At 71.9% G+C, this 13076-nt stretch carries 13 protein-coding genes; 9 read left to right on the forward strand and 4 right to left on the reverse strand.

Features of this window, described 5'->3' with window-relative positions; genetic code table 11:
- Positions 1 to 58 precede the first annotated feature (58 nt).
- The 3 genes from ACFV1L_RS31125 to ACFV1L_RS31135 all read left to right on the forward strand — a co-directional run bounded on the left by ACFV1L_RS31125 (position 59) and on the right by ACFV1L_RS31135 (position 3056).
- Positions 59 to 985, forward strand: coding sequence for an NADP-dependent oxidoreductase (locus ACFV1L_RS31125; protein ID WP_380372214.1), 927 nt, complete (start codon positions 59 to 61; stop codon positions 983 to 985).
- 103 nt (positions 986 to 1088) lie between these two features.
- Entirely contained in the window at positions 1089 to 1550 is a 462-nt protein-coding gene (locus ACFV1L_RS31130; RefSeq protein ID WP_380372217.1) for an Lrp/AsnC family transcriptional regulator, read from the forward strand.
- Positions 1551 to 1688: 138 nt separating this feature from the next.
- Entirely contained in the window at positions 1689 to 3056 is a 1368-nt protein-coding gene (locus ACFV1L_RS31135) for a pyridoxal phosphate-dependent decarboxylase family protein (RefSeq protein ID WP_380372219.1), read from the forward strand.
- A gap of 23 nt (positions 3057 to 3079) precedes the next feature.
- Here ACFV1L_RS31135 and ACFV1L_RS31140 read toward each other — a convergent pair whose 3' ends face one another.
- Positions 3080 to 3961: a GNAT family N-acetyltransferase gene (locus ACFV1L_RS31140; RefSeq protein ID WP_380372222.1), complete on the reverse strand. Its 882-nt coding sequence runs from the start codon at positions 3959 to 3961 to the stop codon at positions 3080 to 3082.
- Positions 3962 to 4169: 208 nt separating this feature from the next.
- Here ACFV1L_RS31140 and erpA point away from each other — a divergent pair, with 208 nt between their 5' ends.
- Positions 4170 to 4526, forward strand: coding sequence for an iron-sulfur cluster insertion protein ErpA (erpA, locus tag ACFV1L_RS31145; protein ID WP_380372225.1), 357 nt, complete (start codon positions 4170 to 4172; stop codon positions 4524 to 4526).
- Positions 4527 to 4595: 69 nt separating this feature from the next.
- On the opposite strand, the gene ACFV1L_RS31150 is transcribed toward erpA, so the two are convergent.
- Complete coding sequence (locus ACFV1L_RS31150; protein WP_380372228.1) at positions 4596 to 5216, reverse strand: hypothetical protein; 621 nt, start codon at positions 5214 to 5216, stop codon at positions 4596 to 4598.
- A gap of 87 nt (positions 5217 to 5303) precedes the next feature.
- Positions 5304 to 5519 (reverse strand): hypothetical protein, encoded by a 216-nt coding sequence (locus ACFV1L_RS31155; RefSeq protein WP_380372231.1) that lies wholly within the window; start codon positions 5517 to 5519, stop codon positions 5304 to 5306.
- Between the two features lie 203 nt (positions 5520 to 5722).
- On the opposite strand from ACFV1L_RS31155, the gene ACFV1L_RS31160 reads away from it, so the two are divergent.
- Entirely contained in the window at positions 5723 to 6694 is a 972-nt protein-coding gene (locus ACFV1L_RS31160; protein ID WP_380372233.1) for a carbohydrate kinase family protein, read from the forward strand.
- Between the two features lie 67 nt (positions 6695 to 6761).
- Here ACFV1L_RS31160 and ACFV1L_RS31165 read toward each other — a convergent pair whose 3' ends face one another.
- A complete protein-coding gene (locus ACFV1L_RS31165; RefSeq protein ID WP_380372235.1) occupies positions 6762 to 8153 on the reverse strand; it encodes a cysteine desulfurase/sulfurtransferase TusA family protein in 1392 nt (463 codons plus the stop codon).
- Positions 8154 to 8507: 354 nt separating this feature from the next.
- On the opposite strand from ACFV1L_RS31165, the gene coxB reads away from it, so the two are divergent.
- The 4 genes from coxB (at position 8508) to ACFV1L_RS31185 (ending at position 13012) form a co-directional block, all read left to right on the forward strand.
- The gene (gene coxB / locus ACFV1L_RS31170; protein WP_380372236.1) at positions 8508 to 9365 is read left to right on the forward strand and encodes a cytochrome c oxidase subunit II; all 858 of its coding nucleotides are present in this window, start codon (positions 8508 to 8510) and stop codon (positions 9363 to 9365) included.
- On the forward strand, positions 9362 to 11137 hold the full coding sequence (ctaD, locus tag ACFV1L_RS31175; protein ID WP_380372239.1) for a cytochrome c oxidase subunit I: 1776 nt from the start codon (positions 9362 to 9364) through the stop codon (positions 11135 to 11137). Before coxB ends, ctaD begins: the two co-directional genes overlap by 4 nt.
- A complete protein-coding gene (locus tag ACFV1L_RS31180; RefSeq protein WP_035861832.1) occupies positions 11137 to 11553 on the forward strand; it encodes a cytochrome c oxidase subunit 4 in 417 nt (138 codons plus the stop codon). The genes ctaD and ACFV1L_RS31180 overlap by 1 nt, the downstream gene beginning before the upstream one ends.
- Before the next feature lie 160 nt (positions 11554 to 11713).
- A complete protein-coding gene (locus ACFV1L_RS31185; RefSeq protein ID WP_380372242.1) occupies positions 11714 to 13012 on the forward strand; it encodes an Ig-like domain-containing protein in 1299 nt (432 codons plus the stop codon).
- Positions 13013 to 13076: the final 64 nt, after the last annotated feature.

Raw genomic sequence — 13076 nt, forward strand, 5'->3', positions numbered from 1 at the left:
CACCAGGATGGATGCTTCCGGCGCGAGAACCCGCCGTGCCCCCGGTTGGCTGGAGGGCATGAAGGCAATCGCGATCAACCGCTACGGCGGCCCCGACGTGGTCGAGTACACCGAACTCCCGGACCCCAAGGTCGGCCCCGACTCCGTCCTCGTCCGCACCCGAGCGGTCGGCGTCAACCCCGTCGACTGGAAGATCCGCGAGGGGCACCTCGACGGCATCCTCGACGTGCACTTCCCGCTGGTCATGGGCTTCGACCTGGCCGGCACGGTGCAGGCCGTCGGCGGCGCCGTCACCGAGTTCCGGCCCGGCGACGAGGTGATCGGCTACGTCCGCAAGGACGTCATCGAACACGGCACCTACGCCGAACTCGTCGCCGCTCCCGTCCGCACCCTGGCCCGGAAACCCGCCGCGCTCTCCTGGGCCGAGGCCGGCGGCCTGCCCACCGCCGGGCTCACCGCCCAGCAGGCCCTGGTGAACGCCCTGCACCTGCGCAGCGGCGAGAGCGTGCTGATCCACGCCGCGGCCGGCGGCGTCGGCTCGATCGCCGTCCAGATCGCCGGCGCCCTCGGCGCCCGGGTGATCGGCACCGCCGGACCGCACAACCACACCTACCTGCGCGGCCTCGGCGTCGAACCCGTCGAGTACGGACCGGGCCTGACCGAACGCGTCCGCGCCCTCGCCCCCGACGGGGTCGACGCGGTGCTCGACCTGGTCGGCGGCGAGGCGCTCGACGTCTCCACCGCCCTGGCCAAGGACCCCACCCGGATCGCCTCCGCCGTCGACTACCGGGTCACCGAGTTCGGCGGCCACTACATCTGGACCCGCCCCGACCCCGAGGACCTCGCCGCCGTCGCCCGGCTCGCCGACGACGGACTGCTCACCGTTCCGGTCGCCTCCACCTTCCCGCTCGGCCAGGCCGCCTCCGCCCAGGCCCTCAACGCCGAAGGACGCACCCGCGGCAAGATCGTCCTGCTGGTGGACTGAACGCACGTCCGGCGTCCGCGAGAATGGGCCCGCAGAGTCCGCCCCCGTGCGCGGGGGCCGCGGCTCGCGACACCCTCACCCGCACCACCCGTGGAGCCCCGCCATGAGCACCCACCGGCCGCCCGACCTCGGCCGGGCGGCCCTCGACGACACCGACCGCCTGCTGCTCGACCACCTCAGCCGCGACGGCCGCGCCTCCTACGCCGAGATCGGACTGCTCACCAACCTGTCCGCCACCGCCGTCCGCCGCCGGATCGACCGGCTGCGGGCGCGCGGCGTCGTCCGCGGCTTCACCGTCGTGCTCGACCCCGCCCTGCTCGGCTGGGGCACCGAGGCGTTCGTCGAGGTCTACTGCCGCCCCCGCACCTCGCCCGAGGAACTGCTCGCCTCGCTGCGCAAGTTCCCGGAGGTCGCCGCCGCCTGGACGGTCACCGGCGACCCCGACGCCCTGGTCCACCTGCGGGCCGCCGACACCCGCCACCTGGAAGCCGTCATCGAACGCATCCGCAAGGAGCCCGGCGTCCAGCGCAGCCGCTCCTCGGTCGTGCTCTCCCAGCTGATCTGACGCAGGAATCCTGCGCGGCCCCCCTCGAACACGCACGAAACCGGCCCTGACCGGCCCCGTTCCGACGCGCGCCCGCCCGCCACCGCTGCCTACGCTGATCGGGAACCCCACGCACCGCACGCAGCGAAGAGGACACCCGTGTACGCAGCGCCCGACCGCATGCACAAGCCGGACAACGAGCTGGTCGACCTGGTCTTCGACTACATGCGCGAACGGCTGCAGTACGACCCCGTCCCGCTCGACCACCCCGGCGACGGCGCGCACCTGCGGGAGGTCCTCGCCGGACTGCTCAACGACCGCGGCAACGACCCCGCCGACGTGCTCAAGCTGTACGACCACGAGCTGTCCCGGGCCGTCATCTCCGCCGACAGCCCGCGCTACCTGTCCTTCATCCCGTGCGCCCCCACCAAGGCCGCGCTGCTGTTCGACATGGTGGTCTCGTGCGCCTCCCTGCAGGGCATCTCCTGGCTGGAGGCGGCCGGCGCGATCGCCGCCGAGAACCAGGTGCTGCGGCTGATAGCCGACCGGGCCGGCCTGCCCGCGGCCGCCGGCGGCGTCTTCGTCTCCGGCGGCTCGGCCGGCAACCTCTCCGCGCTGGTGGTCGCCCGCGACACCGCCCGCCGCCGGCTGGGCGTCGGTCCGGAGGCCCGGCTGCGGATCGCCGTCGCCGACCAGGTGCACTCCTCGGTCAAGAACACCTTCAACATCATCGGCGTCGAGGCCTTCCCCGTCCCCGCCGTCGACCGCCGCCTCACCGGCGCCGCGCTGCGCGCCGCCCTCGACGCCGACCCGCACCCCGAGACCGTCGTCGCCGTGGTCGGCACCGCCGGCACCACCAACGAAGGCATCATCGACGACCTCGCCGGCATCGCCGAGGTCGCCCGTGAACGCGAGATGTGGTTCCACGTCGACGGCGCCTACGGCGGCGCCGGGCTGTTCGCCCCCTCCGTGCGCGAGCGCTACAACGGCATCGAGCACGCCGACTCCTTCGTCGTCGACCCGCACAAGTGGCTGTTCGCCCCGTTCGACTGCGCCGCGCTGCTCTACCGCGACCCGCGGCTGGCCCGCGCCGTGCACACCCAGGACGCCGGCTACCTGGACGTCCTGCACACCGAGGGCGACGAGTGGAACCCCACCGACTACGCCTACCACCTGACCCGGCGCGCCCGCGGCCTGCCGCTCTGGTTCTCGCTCGCCGTGCACGGCGTCCAGGCCTACACCGACGCCATCGAGACCGGCCTGCGCCTGGCCCGGGACACCGCGCAGCTGATCCGCGACACCGAGCACCTCGAACTGCTCCACGACCCGCAGCTGACCGCGGTCTGCTTCCGCCGTACCGGATGGACCCACGACGACTACTACCGCTGGTCCCGCCGACTGCTCGCCGACCAGATCGGCTTCGTCACCCCCACCGGCTGGGACGGCGAGACCGTCGCCCGGTTCGCCTTCCTGCACCCCGGCACCACCATGGAGATGGTCCAGGAGATCCTCGACACCATGCGGTGACCGCCCGCGGGACCGGACGGCGGCTACAGGTAGCCGCCGTTCGGCACGTACGGGGCCGGCGGGCGCATCCCGCGCACCCCGAGGTAGCCGCGGGTGCTGAGCGACAGGCCCAGGTCCAGGCCCACGTCCACCGCCCACTCCTGCTCGGCCGTCAGGAACGACACGTCCGCGTCCGTGTCCGCCGGCACCCGGGCCAGTGCCTCCCGCAGCAGCCGGGCGGCGATCCGCTTCGACGTGGCCGCCACCAGCTGGACGCTCCCGCCGTCCCGGTAGCAGTAGCCGGTGCCCGCCAGGGTGTCCGCGATCAGCAGCTCCTCGAAGTGCGCCAGCATGAACCCGTGGTCCGGGCCGTGCGCCGCGCCCCGCAGCCGCCGGTCCACCGAGTCCAGCAGGTGCAGGTGCGAGGCGTTGCCCCGGTGCACCGGGATGTCCCCCGGATCCAGCAGCCGCTCCCGGTCCACCCGGCCGGTCAGCCGCATCGTCGGGTGCAGCGTGAACCCCGCCGCCCGGTAGCGGCGCGCCGCCGCCGGCGACGGCGAGGCGCACAGCAGCCCGCGTAGGCAGCCCCGCCCGTGCGCCGCGGCCCGCTCCAGCAGCAGTCGGCCCACCCCCCGGCCCTGCGCCGACGGCAGCACCGCGAACAGCGCCAGCACCCACACGCCCTCGCGGCGCAGCGACAGCGCCGCCCCGACCGGCTCGCCGTCCTGCTCGGCGATCCAGCACCCCTGCGGATCGGTCACCGCCAGGTGCCGAGAACGCGCGAGCCGGCGGATCCGCGCCCGCTCGTCCTCCGGCTCCGACCCGTCCGCGGGCGGCCGGCCGTCCAGGTCGCGGAACGCCGCCCGGGAGACCCGGTTCACCGCCTCGGCGTCCTCCGCGGTGTCCCTCAGCTGACGAATGATCACCGTCACATCCTGCTGCGCCGGATGCGCGGGCGGTAGCGCTTTGCCCGAGAGCGGACGGTGACCCCGCCCCGGCCGGTGTGCGAGCATGGGGTACGTGGGGGAGTGGGCGACGAAAAAACGTCCCCGAACGCACCACCTTCCGGAAATGAATCCGGGAGGCCGCCGGTTGGCACTGGCGGATCACAGTCGTCACCGACCGGGAGTAAGCATGACCGTCCAGGACGAGAAGACCACCGTCGAGAGTGGCATCCTCCTCACCGATGCCGCCGCGGCCAAGGTCAAGAGCCTGCTGGAGCAGGAAGGCCGCGAGGACCTGTCGCTCCGCGTCGCCGTGCAGCCCGGCGGCTGCTCGGGCCTGCGCTACCAGCTGTTCTTCGACGAGCGTTCGCTGGACGGCGACGTCGTCAAGGACTTCGACGGCGTCAAGGTCGTCACCGACCGGATGAGCGCCCCCTACCTGGGCGGCGCCACCGTCGACTTCGTCGACACCATCGAGAAGCAGGGCTTCACCATCGACAACCCGAACGCCACCGGCTCCTGCGCCTGCGGCGACTCGTTCAGCTAAGCCTTCCAGCAGCGCGAACGAAGAGGGCGGCTCCCCGTGCGGGGGAGCCGCCCTCGGGGCTTTCCGGGGTCAGCGCGGGCCGCCGGCGCCCACCCCGTCGGACCGCGGCGGCACCTGCTCGCCGGTCGCGGTGTCCACCACACCGCCGCCGTTCATCGGGTGGGGCAGCGTCACCGTCGCCTCCTGCTCCTTCATCACCTGCGGGCAGGCCTTGCCCGGCTCGGCGGTCCTGGTGACCACGATCCGCAGCTTCACGGCCGGCGGGTTGTCCTCCTCCAGCCGCACCCCGTACTTGTCGCACACCCCGGCGACGTAGAACACCGTCAACTGGGTGGGGCTGTCCTGCCGGTAGCCCGTCACGGGGATCTTCACGGCCGTCGGCGGGTGCTCGCCCACGGCGATGCCAGGCGAGGTCGGCTCGCCCGCGGTCGGGGTGCCGTTCCCGGCCGGGGTCGAAGCGCCCGCCGTGGCGGTCGGCGAGCCCGGGGCAGCGCTGCCCGGGGCCGGGGACGCGTCCGAGGCGGCGGCGGTCGGGCTCGGGCTCGGGGAGCCCGGGCCGGCCGGGGCCGTCGAGCCGGAACTGCCGCACGCGGTCAACAGCCCGGCGGCGAGGGACGCGGCGGCGAGCGCCATGGCGCTCCGACGCGCGTACGAGGGCCTGACGGAGACGGCTGCGGTCCTGTCGTCCATGATCTGCGTTCCTCCCGGGGGTTCGCGCAGTGCCGCCGGGAGCGGCACCGCGCGGATTTGACGTGCTCGGGAGGAAACCGGTTCCCGCTACTCGCCGAACTCCGGCATGCCGGCCACCACCCGGCGGGCCTCCACCGGCACCCGGACGCCCAGCGCCACCGGCACGGCGCCCACCGGCCCCGGCCCGGCCGCGGGCCAGAACCGGCCCAGCCGGCGCGAGGAGTCCAGCAGGTCGGACAGCGACTCCGCGTCGGCGTCGTGCAGGCCGCCCAGCAGACGGCGGGGGGAGTGATCAATCACCATGCGGTACCCAGCTCCGATCGCCGCGCCGCGGCCACGCTGCCGCGGACTGGACGGGGGCCGCGTCCGGCCCCCGTACCGGCGACCCTAGGACGGTCCGGCCCAGCGCGACAGGCCTACCCATCGGTAGTACCGGATCGGGCGGGTACCTTAGGTGGGTTGTTGTCCGTGCTCCGGCCACCGCCGGGCCGCCCGAGGAGAACCCCGTGCGCATCGCCGTCGCCGGCTCGATCGCCACCGACCACCTGACGACCTTCCCCGGACGCTTCTCCGAGCAGCTGGTCGCCGAACAGCTGCACACGGTGTCGCTGTCCTTCCTGGTCGACACCCTCGACATCCGCCGCGGCGGCGTCGGCCCGAACATCGCCTTCGGCATGGGCGTGCTGGGCCTGCGCCCGATCCTGGTCGGAGCGGCCGGCGCGGACTTCACCGAGTACCGCAGCTGGCTCGACCGGCACGGCGTCGACACCGAGTCCGTGCACATCTCCGAGACCCGGCACACCGCCCGGTTCATGTGCACCACCGACCAGGACCACAACCAGATCGCGTCCTTCTACACCGGCGCGATGGCCGAGGCCCGCAACATCGAGCTGAAGCCGATCGCCGACCGGGTCGGCGGCCTCGACCTGGTCCTGATCGGCGCCGACGACCCCGCCGCGATGGTGCGGCACACCCAGGAGTGCCGCACCCGCGGCTACGCCTTCGCCGCCGACCCCTCCCAGCAGCTCGCCCGCCTGGAGGGCGAGGACATCCGCGAGATCGTCGACGGCGCGGCCTACCTGTTCACCAACGAGTACGAGGCCGCGCTGATCGAGTCCAAGACCGGCTGGTCCTCGGACGAGATCCTGCGCCGCGTCGGCACCCGGGTCACCACCCTCGGTGCGAAGGGCGTCCGCATCCAGCGCAACGGCGAGCCCGACATCCTGGTCGGCTGCGCCGCGGAGGAGCGCAAGGCCGACCCCACCGGCGTCGGCGACGGCTTCCGCGCGGGCTTCCTGGCCGGCATCTCCTGGGGCCTCGGCCTGGAGCGCGCCGCCCAGATCGGCTGCATGCTCGCCACCCTGGTCATCGAGACCGTCGGAACCCAGGAGTACGAGCTGCGCGGCGGCCACTTCCTGGAGCGCTTCGAGGCCGCGTACGGCGCGCAGGCGGCGGCGGAGATCCGCGAGAAGCTCTAGTCCGGCCGGCGGGCGGGAAGCCCGGGCCGTCGGGGGGAACCGCGACGGCCCGGGCCCCGCGCGCCTGCTAGCGGTCCTCCGCCCTGACCACCAGGTAGGCCGTGCCGTGGTCCGCGCCGTACTCGGTGGCCGGGGCCTCGCCCGCATAGGTGTGGCCGCACATCTCGCACCAGGCCGGGATGTCGTGGCGGGCCGCCTCGTCGTCGGAGAGGACGGCGACGCGGCCGCCCGGGGCGACCCCGGGGATGCGCTTGGCGAGTTCGATGACGGGCAGCGGGCAGCGCTTGCCGAGGGTGTCGAGGACCAGCGCCTCGGCGGTGCCGCCCGGGGCGGGGAGGTCGAGGCCGAGCGGGGCGCGGATGTCGGCGACGACGCGGGGGAGCACGTCGAGGAAGCGCTCGACGTCCGCGGCGGTGGTGCCCGGCGGGAGCGAGACGCGGACGTTGCCCTCGGTGAGGACGCCCATCGCGGCCAGCACGTGGCTCGGCGTCAGCGTGCTGGAGGTGCAGGACGAGCCGGAGTTCACGGCGAAGCCGGCCCGGTCGAGCTCGCCGAGCAGCACTTCGCCGTCCACGTACAGGCAGGAGAAGGTGACCAGGTGCGGGAGCCGGAGCTCCGGGTGGCCGACCACCTCCGCCGCGGGGACCAGCTGCGGGACCCGACGCCGGATCAGTTCGACCAGCTCGTGCAGCCGGGCGTTCTCCGTCTCGGCCTCGGCCCGGACCGCCCGCAGCGAGGCGGCGGCGGCCACGATCGCGGGGACGTTGACGAAGCCCGGCACGCGGCCGCCCTCCCGGTCGTCGGCGGGCAGCGGCGAGGAGTACCGGACGCCCTTGCGGACCGCCAGCACGCCGACGCCGGCCGGGCCGCCCCACTTGTGCGCACTGGCCGTCAGGACCGACCAGCCGCCCGGCACCGGCAGCCGGCCGGCGCTCTGCGCGGCGTCCACCAGCAGTGGGACGTCGCCGATCAGCGCGGCGGTCTCGGCGACCGGCTGCAGGGTGCCGACCTCGTGGTTGGCGGACTGCAGGACGGCGAGCGCGGTGTCCGGCCGCAGCGCGGCGGCGAACTCCCCGGCGTCGACCCGGCCGTGACGGTCGACCGGGACGGCGGTGGCGGCGCCGCCGTCGGCGGCCCACCGCTCGGCGGTGTGCAGGACGGCCGAGTGCTCCACCGCGGAGTGCAGCAGGTGGGCGCCGCGCCGGCGGTTGCCGCGCAGCGCGCCGAGGACGCCCAACTGGACGGCCTGGGTGCCGGATGCGGTGAAGACGATCTCGTCGGCGCGGGCGCCGAGCACCTCGCCGACGGTCTCCCGGGCGGCGTCGAGCAGCATCCGGGCCTGCCGGCCGGAGCGGTGCAGTCGGGCGGGGTCGGCCCAGCCCTCGTCCAGCGCGGCGAGCAGCGCCTGCCGGGCGACGGGGTGCAGCGGGGCGGTGGAGGCGGCGTCGAAGTAGGGCACGGGGCCACCGTAGACGACGCCCCTTACGGGGGGATTCCTCCCGGCTGCGGGAGCGGCCGACGGTCCGTCACCCGCGTGTCGCAGTGCGGTCGCCCGTTCGGTCGTGGGAGGCTCGGAAGTCCGCCATGACCTGCGACTCCGTCCGCTGTTCCGGGGTGCTTCACCCCTCGGGGGCTGATCGGGTAGCCGGGCGGCGCGTTAGCGGGGGCTGCCCGTGAGTGCCGCATAAGGATGGAGTAGCGTTTGGCCCGCATAAGCATTCAAACCGTGCCCGTGGCCGGACCGCCGGGGAGACCAGATCAACGGACTCCTGACGGTGGTGCGTTCGCGGGCGAGACTTCGGGAAGGCGCTACGTGAGTCCCAACGGCTCCGACCGCTCGCCGCGGCGCACGATGCGGCGGAAGCTGCCTCAGGCGCTGGCACTGGGCCTCGTCATCGCGACCGCCACCGGCTGCTCGGCCAACGACCTGCCCAGGCTTGGCCTCCCCAGTCCCGTCACCAAGGAAGGCCCGCTGGTCCTTCACATGTGGCAGGGCTCGTGGATCGCGGCTCTGGTTGTTGGTGCATTGATGTGGGGTCTGATCCTCTGGAGCGTGATCTTCCACCGGCGCAGCCGCACCAAGGTGGAGATCCCTGCTCAGACCCGGTACAACGTGCCCATCGAGGCGCTGTACACCGCGGTCCCCCTCGTCATCGTCTCGGTGCTGTTCTACTTCGTCGCGCGCGACGAGGCCACCCTGACGAAGGTCTCCGAGAAGCCCCAGCACACCATCAACGTGGTGGGCTTCCAGTGGAGTTGGGCGTTCAACTACGAGAACAGCGAGATCCCCGACCCGTCGAGCAGCACGGCGGCGTACGAGGTCGGCAGCACCAAGGAGGCTCCGACCCTCTACCTGCCGATCAACGAGTCGGTGAAGTTCCGGCTGACCTCCAACGACGTCATCCACGACTTCTGGCCCGTCAACTTCATGATGAAGATGGACGTCGTGCCCGGTGTGGTCAACGAGTTCGAGGTGACCCCGACCGCGTACGGCACCTTCCGTGGCAAGTGCGCCGAGCTCTGCGGCGTCGACCACTCGCGGATGCTCTTCAACGTGAAGGTCGTCTCGCACGACGAGTACGAGGCGCACCTGAAGGAACTCCGCGACAAGGGCCAGGCCGGCGCGGTTCCCGCAGGCATCCTCCCCACGGGAAGTAGTGAAGAGAAGTGACCATCCTCAACGAGCCCGCCGCGGCCGGTGGGGGAGCCGGGGCCGTCACCTCGGGGACCCCTCGTGTGCGCAAGCCGGGCAACGCGATCATCAAGTGGCTCACCACCACTGACCACAAGACGATCGGCACCCTCTACCTGGCGACCTCGTTCGCGTTCTTCCTGATCGGTGGCGTGCTCGCCCTGGTCATGCGCGCGGAGCTCGCCCGGCCGGGTACCCAGATCCTGTCGAACGAGCAGTTCAACCAGGCGTTCACCATGCATGGCACGATCATGCTGCTGATGTTCGCCACCCCGCTGTTCGCGGGCTTCGCCAACTGGATCATGCCGCTCCAGATCGGCGCCCCCGACGTCGCGTTCCCGCGCCTGAACATGTTCGCCTACTGGCTGTACCTGTTCGGCTCGGTCATCGCGGTGGCGGGCTTCCTGACCCCGCAGGGTGCGGCGGACTTCGGTTGGTTCGCCTACTCGCCGCTGTCGGACGCGGTCCGCTCGCCGGGCATCGGCGCCGACATGTGGATCATGGGTCTGGCCTTCTCCGGCTTCGGCACCATCCTCGGTGCGGTCAACTTCATCACCACGATCATCTGCATGCGCGCGCCCGGCATGACGATGTTCCGGATGTCGATCTTCGTCTGGAACGTCCTGCTGACCGCCGTGCTGATCCTGCTGGCCTTCCCGGTGCTGGCCGCCGCGCTGTTCGCCCTGGAGGCGGACCGCAAGTTCGGGGCGCACGTCTTCGACCCGACCAACGGTGGCGCCATGCTGTGGCAGCACCTGTTCTGGTTCTTCGGCCATCCCGAGGTGTACATCATCGCGCTGCCGTTCTTCGGCATCGTCTCCGAGATCATCCCGGTGTTCAGCCGCAAGCCGATGTTCGGCTACTCCGGCCTGATCGCCGCGACGATCGCCATCGCCGGCCTCTCGGTGACGGTGTGGGCGCACCACATGTACGTGACCGGCCAGGTCCTGCTGCCGTTCTTCTCGTTCATGACCTTCCTGATCGCGGTCCCGACCGGTGTGAAGTTCTTCAACTGGGTCGGCACCATGTGGAAGGGCTCGCTGAGCTTCGAGACCCCGATGCTCTGGACGATCGGCTTCCTGGTCACCTTCCTGTTCGGCGGTCTGACGGGTGTCCTGCTCGCCTCCCCGCCGATCGACTTCCACGTCTCCGACTCGTACTTCGTCGTCGCGCACTTCCACTACGTGGTGTTCGGCACCGTCGTCTTCGCGATGTTCGCCGGCTTCCACTTCTGGTGGCCGAAGATGACCGGCAAGATGCTGGACGAGCGCCTGGGCAAGATCACCTTCTGGACGCTGTTCTTCGGCTTCCACACCACCTTCCTGGTCCAGCACTGGCTCGGCGCGGAGGGCATGCCCCGCCGCTACGCCGACTACCTGGCCGGTGACGGCTTCACCACGCTGAACACGGTGTCGACCATCGGCTCGTTCCTGCTCGGCCTGTCGATGCTCCCGTTCCTCTACAACGTGTGGAAGACCGCGAAGTACGGCGAGAAGGTCAACGTCGACGACCCGTGGGGCTACGGCCGTTCGCTGGAGTGGGCGACCTCCTGCCCGCCGCCGCGGCACAACTTCACCACCCTGCCGCGGATCCGCTCGGAATCCCCGGCGTTCGACCTGCACCACCCGGAGATCGCCGCGCTGGACTACCTGGAGAACCACGGTGAGCCGGCGAAGCACTTCGAGGGTGTGACCCCCGCGCACTACGACCGCCCGTCCCTGGGCAAGGGCAAGAAGGAGGGTGACGTCTGATGAAGGAACAGGGAAAGATCTTCGCCGGTCTGGCCGTGTTCACGCTGGCCATCGCGATCACCTACTTCGTGTGGACCACCAAGTCCGACCACGGCCTTGAGGCCGCGGGCACCACCGCGCTGTTCCTGGCCTTCGGCCTGTGCGCCTTCATCGGCTTCTACCTGGCGTTCACCGCCAAGCGGGTGGACACCGGTGCGGGCGACAACCCCGAGGCCGAGGTCTCGGACGACGCCGGCGAGCTGGGCTTCTTCGCCCCGCACAGCTGGCAGCCGCTCTCCCTGGCGATCGGTGGCGCGCTGGCCTTCCTGGGCGTCATCTTCGGCTGGTGGCTGCTGTTCTGGTCGATCCCGGTCCTGCTGATCGGCCTGTACGGCTGGGTCTTCGAGTTCTACCGCGGCGAGAACCAGAACCAGTAAGGTTCCGGATCGCGCAAGCCGCACGGCGAGCCGGGTACTCCCTCCGGGGGGTGCCCGGCTCTCGTCGTCGCTGCGGATTCCCCCGCCCGGGTTACCCGGAGTGCCCCAGGGGTGACGCCTTCCTACGCTTCGAGGCAGGTTCCAACCCTGGGAGGTTCCGTTGAAGGGCTCTCGGACAGTCAGTACCCGGACCGCGCTCGCCGCCCTGCTGGTGATCACACCGGCCGCGGCCTGTTCCACCGGCGGATCGTCGAAGAACTCGCCCCACCAGATCGACGTGGCACCGCTGATCCACACGTCGGCCGCCGGGGACAAGGTGGACCCGGCGAAGGCGTTCAGCGTCACGGCGGACGGCACCGCCAAGCTCGGCGCCGTCACCGTCACCGGACCCGACGGAAAGCCCGTCGCCGGACAGCTGGCCGCCGACGGGCAGCACTGGCAGACCACCGACCCGCTCCGGGCCGGCGCCGGATACACCGTCAAGGTCGCCGCGGAGGACGGCAAGGGCGGCCACGGCGAGGCCGACTCCAGCTTCACCACTGCCGCCGCGCAGCACGTCGTCAACGCCGAACTCGGCCCCGACAGCTCCGGCAGCGGCGTCTACGGCGTCGGCCAGCCGCTCACCGTCAAGCTCTCCGAGAAGGTGACCGACGCGGCGGCCCGCCAGCAGATCGAACGCGGACTGACCGTCACCTCGCAGCCCGCCGTCACCGGCGCCTGGTACTGGGTCGACGACCAGAACCTGCACTTCCGGCCGCAGGACTACTGGCCGGCCAACACCACCGTGAAGCTCGCCTACGAGCTGCCCGGCGAGCGAATAGCCGACGGCGTCTACGGCGGCGAGAAGCAGACCCTCGCGCTGCGGACCGGCGACCGGATCGAGGCCGTGATCGACGCCGGCAGCGACGAGCTGACGTACAAGCGCAACGGCGAGGTGGTCAGGACCATCCCGGTCACCACCGGCAAGCCGGGCTTCGACACCCGCAACGGCGTCAAGGTGGTGCTGGGCCAGGAGGCCAGCGTCCGGATGAGCGGCGAGACCATCGGCATACCCGACGGCAGCAGCGAGTCCTACGACCTGGACGTGCAGTGGGCCACCCGGGTCACCTGGAGCGGCGAGTACGTGCACGCGGCGCCGTGGTCGACCTGGGCGCAGGGCCGGGAGAACGTCAGCCACGGCTGCACCGGCATGAGCACCGACAACGCGAAGTGGTTCTTCGACAACACCCGGGTCGGCGACCTCGTGCAGGTGGTCAACAGCCGGGGCCACGAGATGGAGCCGTTCGGCAACGGCTTCGGCGACTGGAACGTGGACTGGGACGAGTACGTGAAGCACAGCGCGCTCGGCAAGCCGGTCCGTACGGCGACGCCCGATACGGGGGTGAACGCGACGCCGGGCCCGTCGGCGGGCGCGAGCGCCCCGGCGTCGGCCTCGGCACCGGCGGCTGCGGGCCGGTGAGGTCCGGTGAGGTGCGGTGAGGTCCGCCCGGGGAGCGTGGTGCTACCCCGGCGGACCGCGGGCC

This window comes from Kitasatospora sp. NPDC059646, from assembly GCF_042734615.1.
Lineage (GTDB): Bacteria > Actinomycetota > Actinomycetes > Streptomycetales > Streptomycetaceae > Kitasatospora.

Excerpts from the sequence above, each read along its gene's own strand:
- ACFV1L_RS31125 (WP_380372214.1), top strand. The coding sequence starts at position 59 with ATGAAGGCAATCGCGATCAACCGCTACGGCGGCCCCGACGTGGTCGAG.
- ACFV1L_RS31130 (WP_380372217.1), top strand. The coding sequence starts at position 1,089 with ATGAGCACCCACCGGCCGCCCGACCTCGGCCGGGCGGCCCTCGACGAC.
- erpA (WP_380372225.1), top strand. The coding sequence starts at position 4,170 with ATGACCGTCCAGGACGAGAAGACCACCGTCGAGAGTGGCATCCTCCTC.
- ACFV1L_RS31150 (WP_380372228.1), bottom strand. The coding sequence starts at position 5,216 with ATGGACGACAGGACCGCAGCCGTCTCCGTCAGGCCCTCGTACGCGCGT.
- ACFV1L_RS31155 (WP_380372231.1), bottom strand. The coding sequence starts at position 5,519 with ATGGTGATTGATCACTCCCCCCGCCGTCTGCTGGGCGGCCTGCACGAC.
- ACFV1L_RS31180 (WP_035861832.1), top strand. The coding sequence starts at position 11,137 with ATGAAGGAACAGGGAAAGATCTTCGCCGGTCTGGCCGTGTTCACGCTG.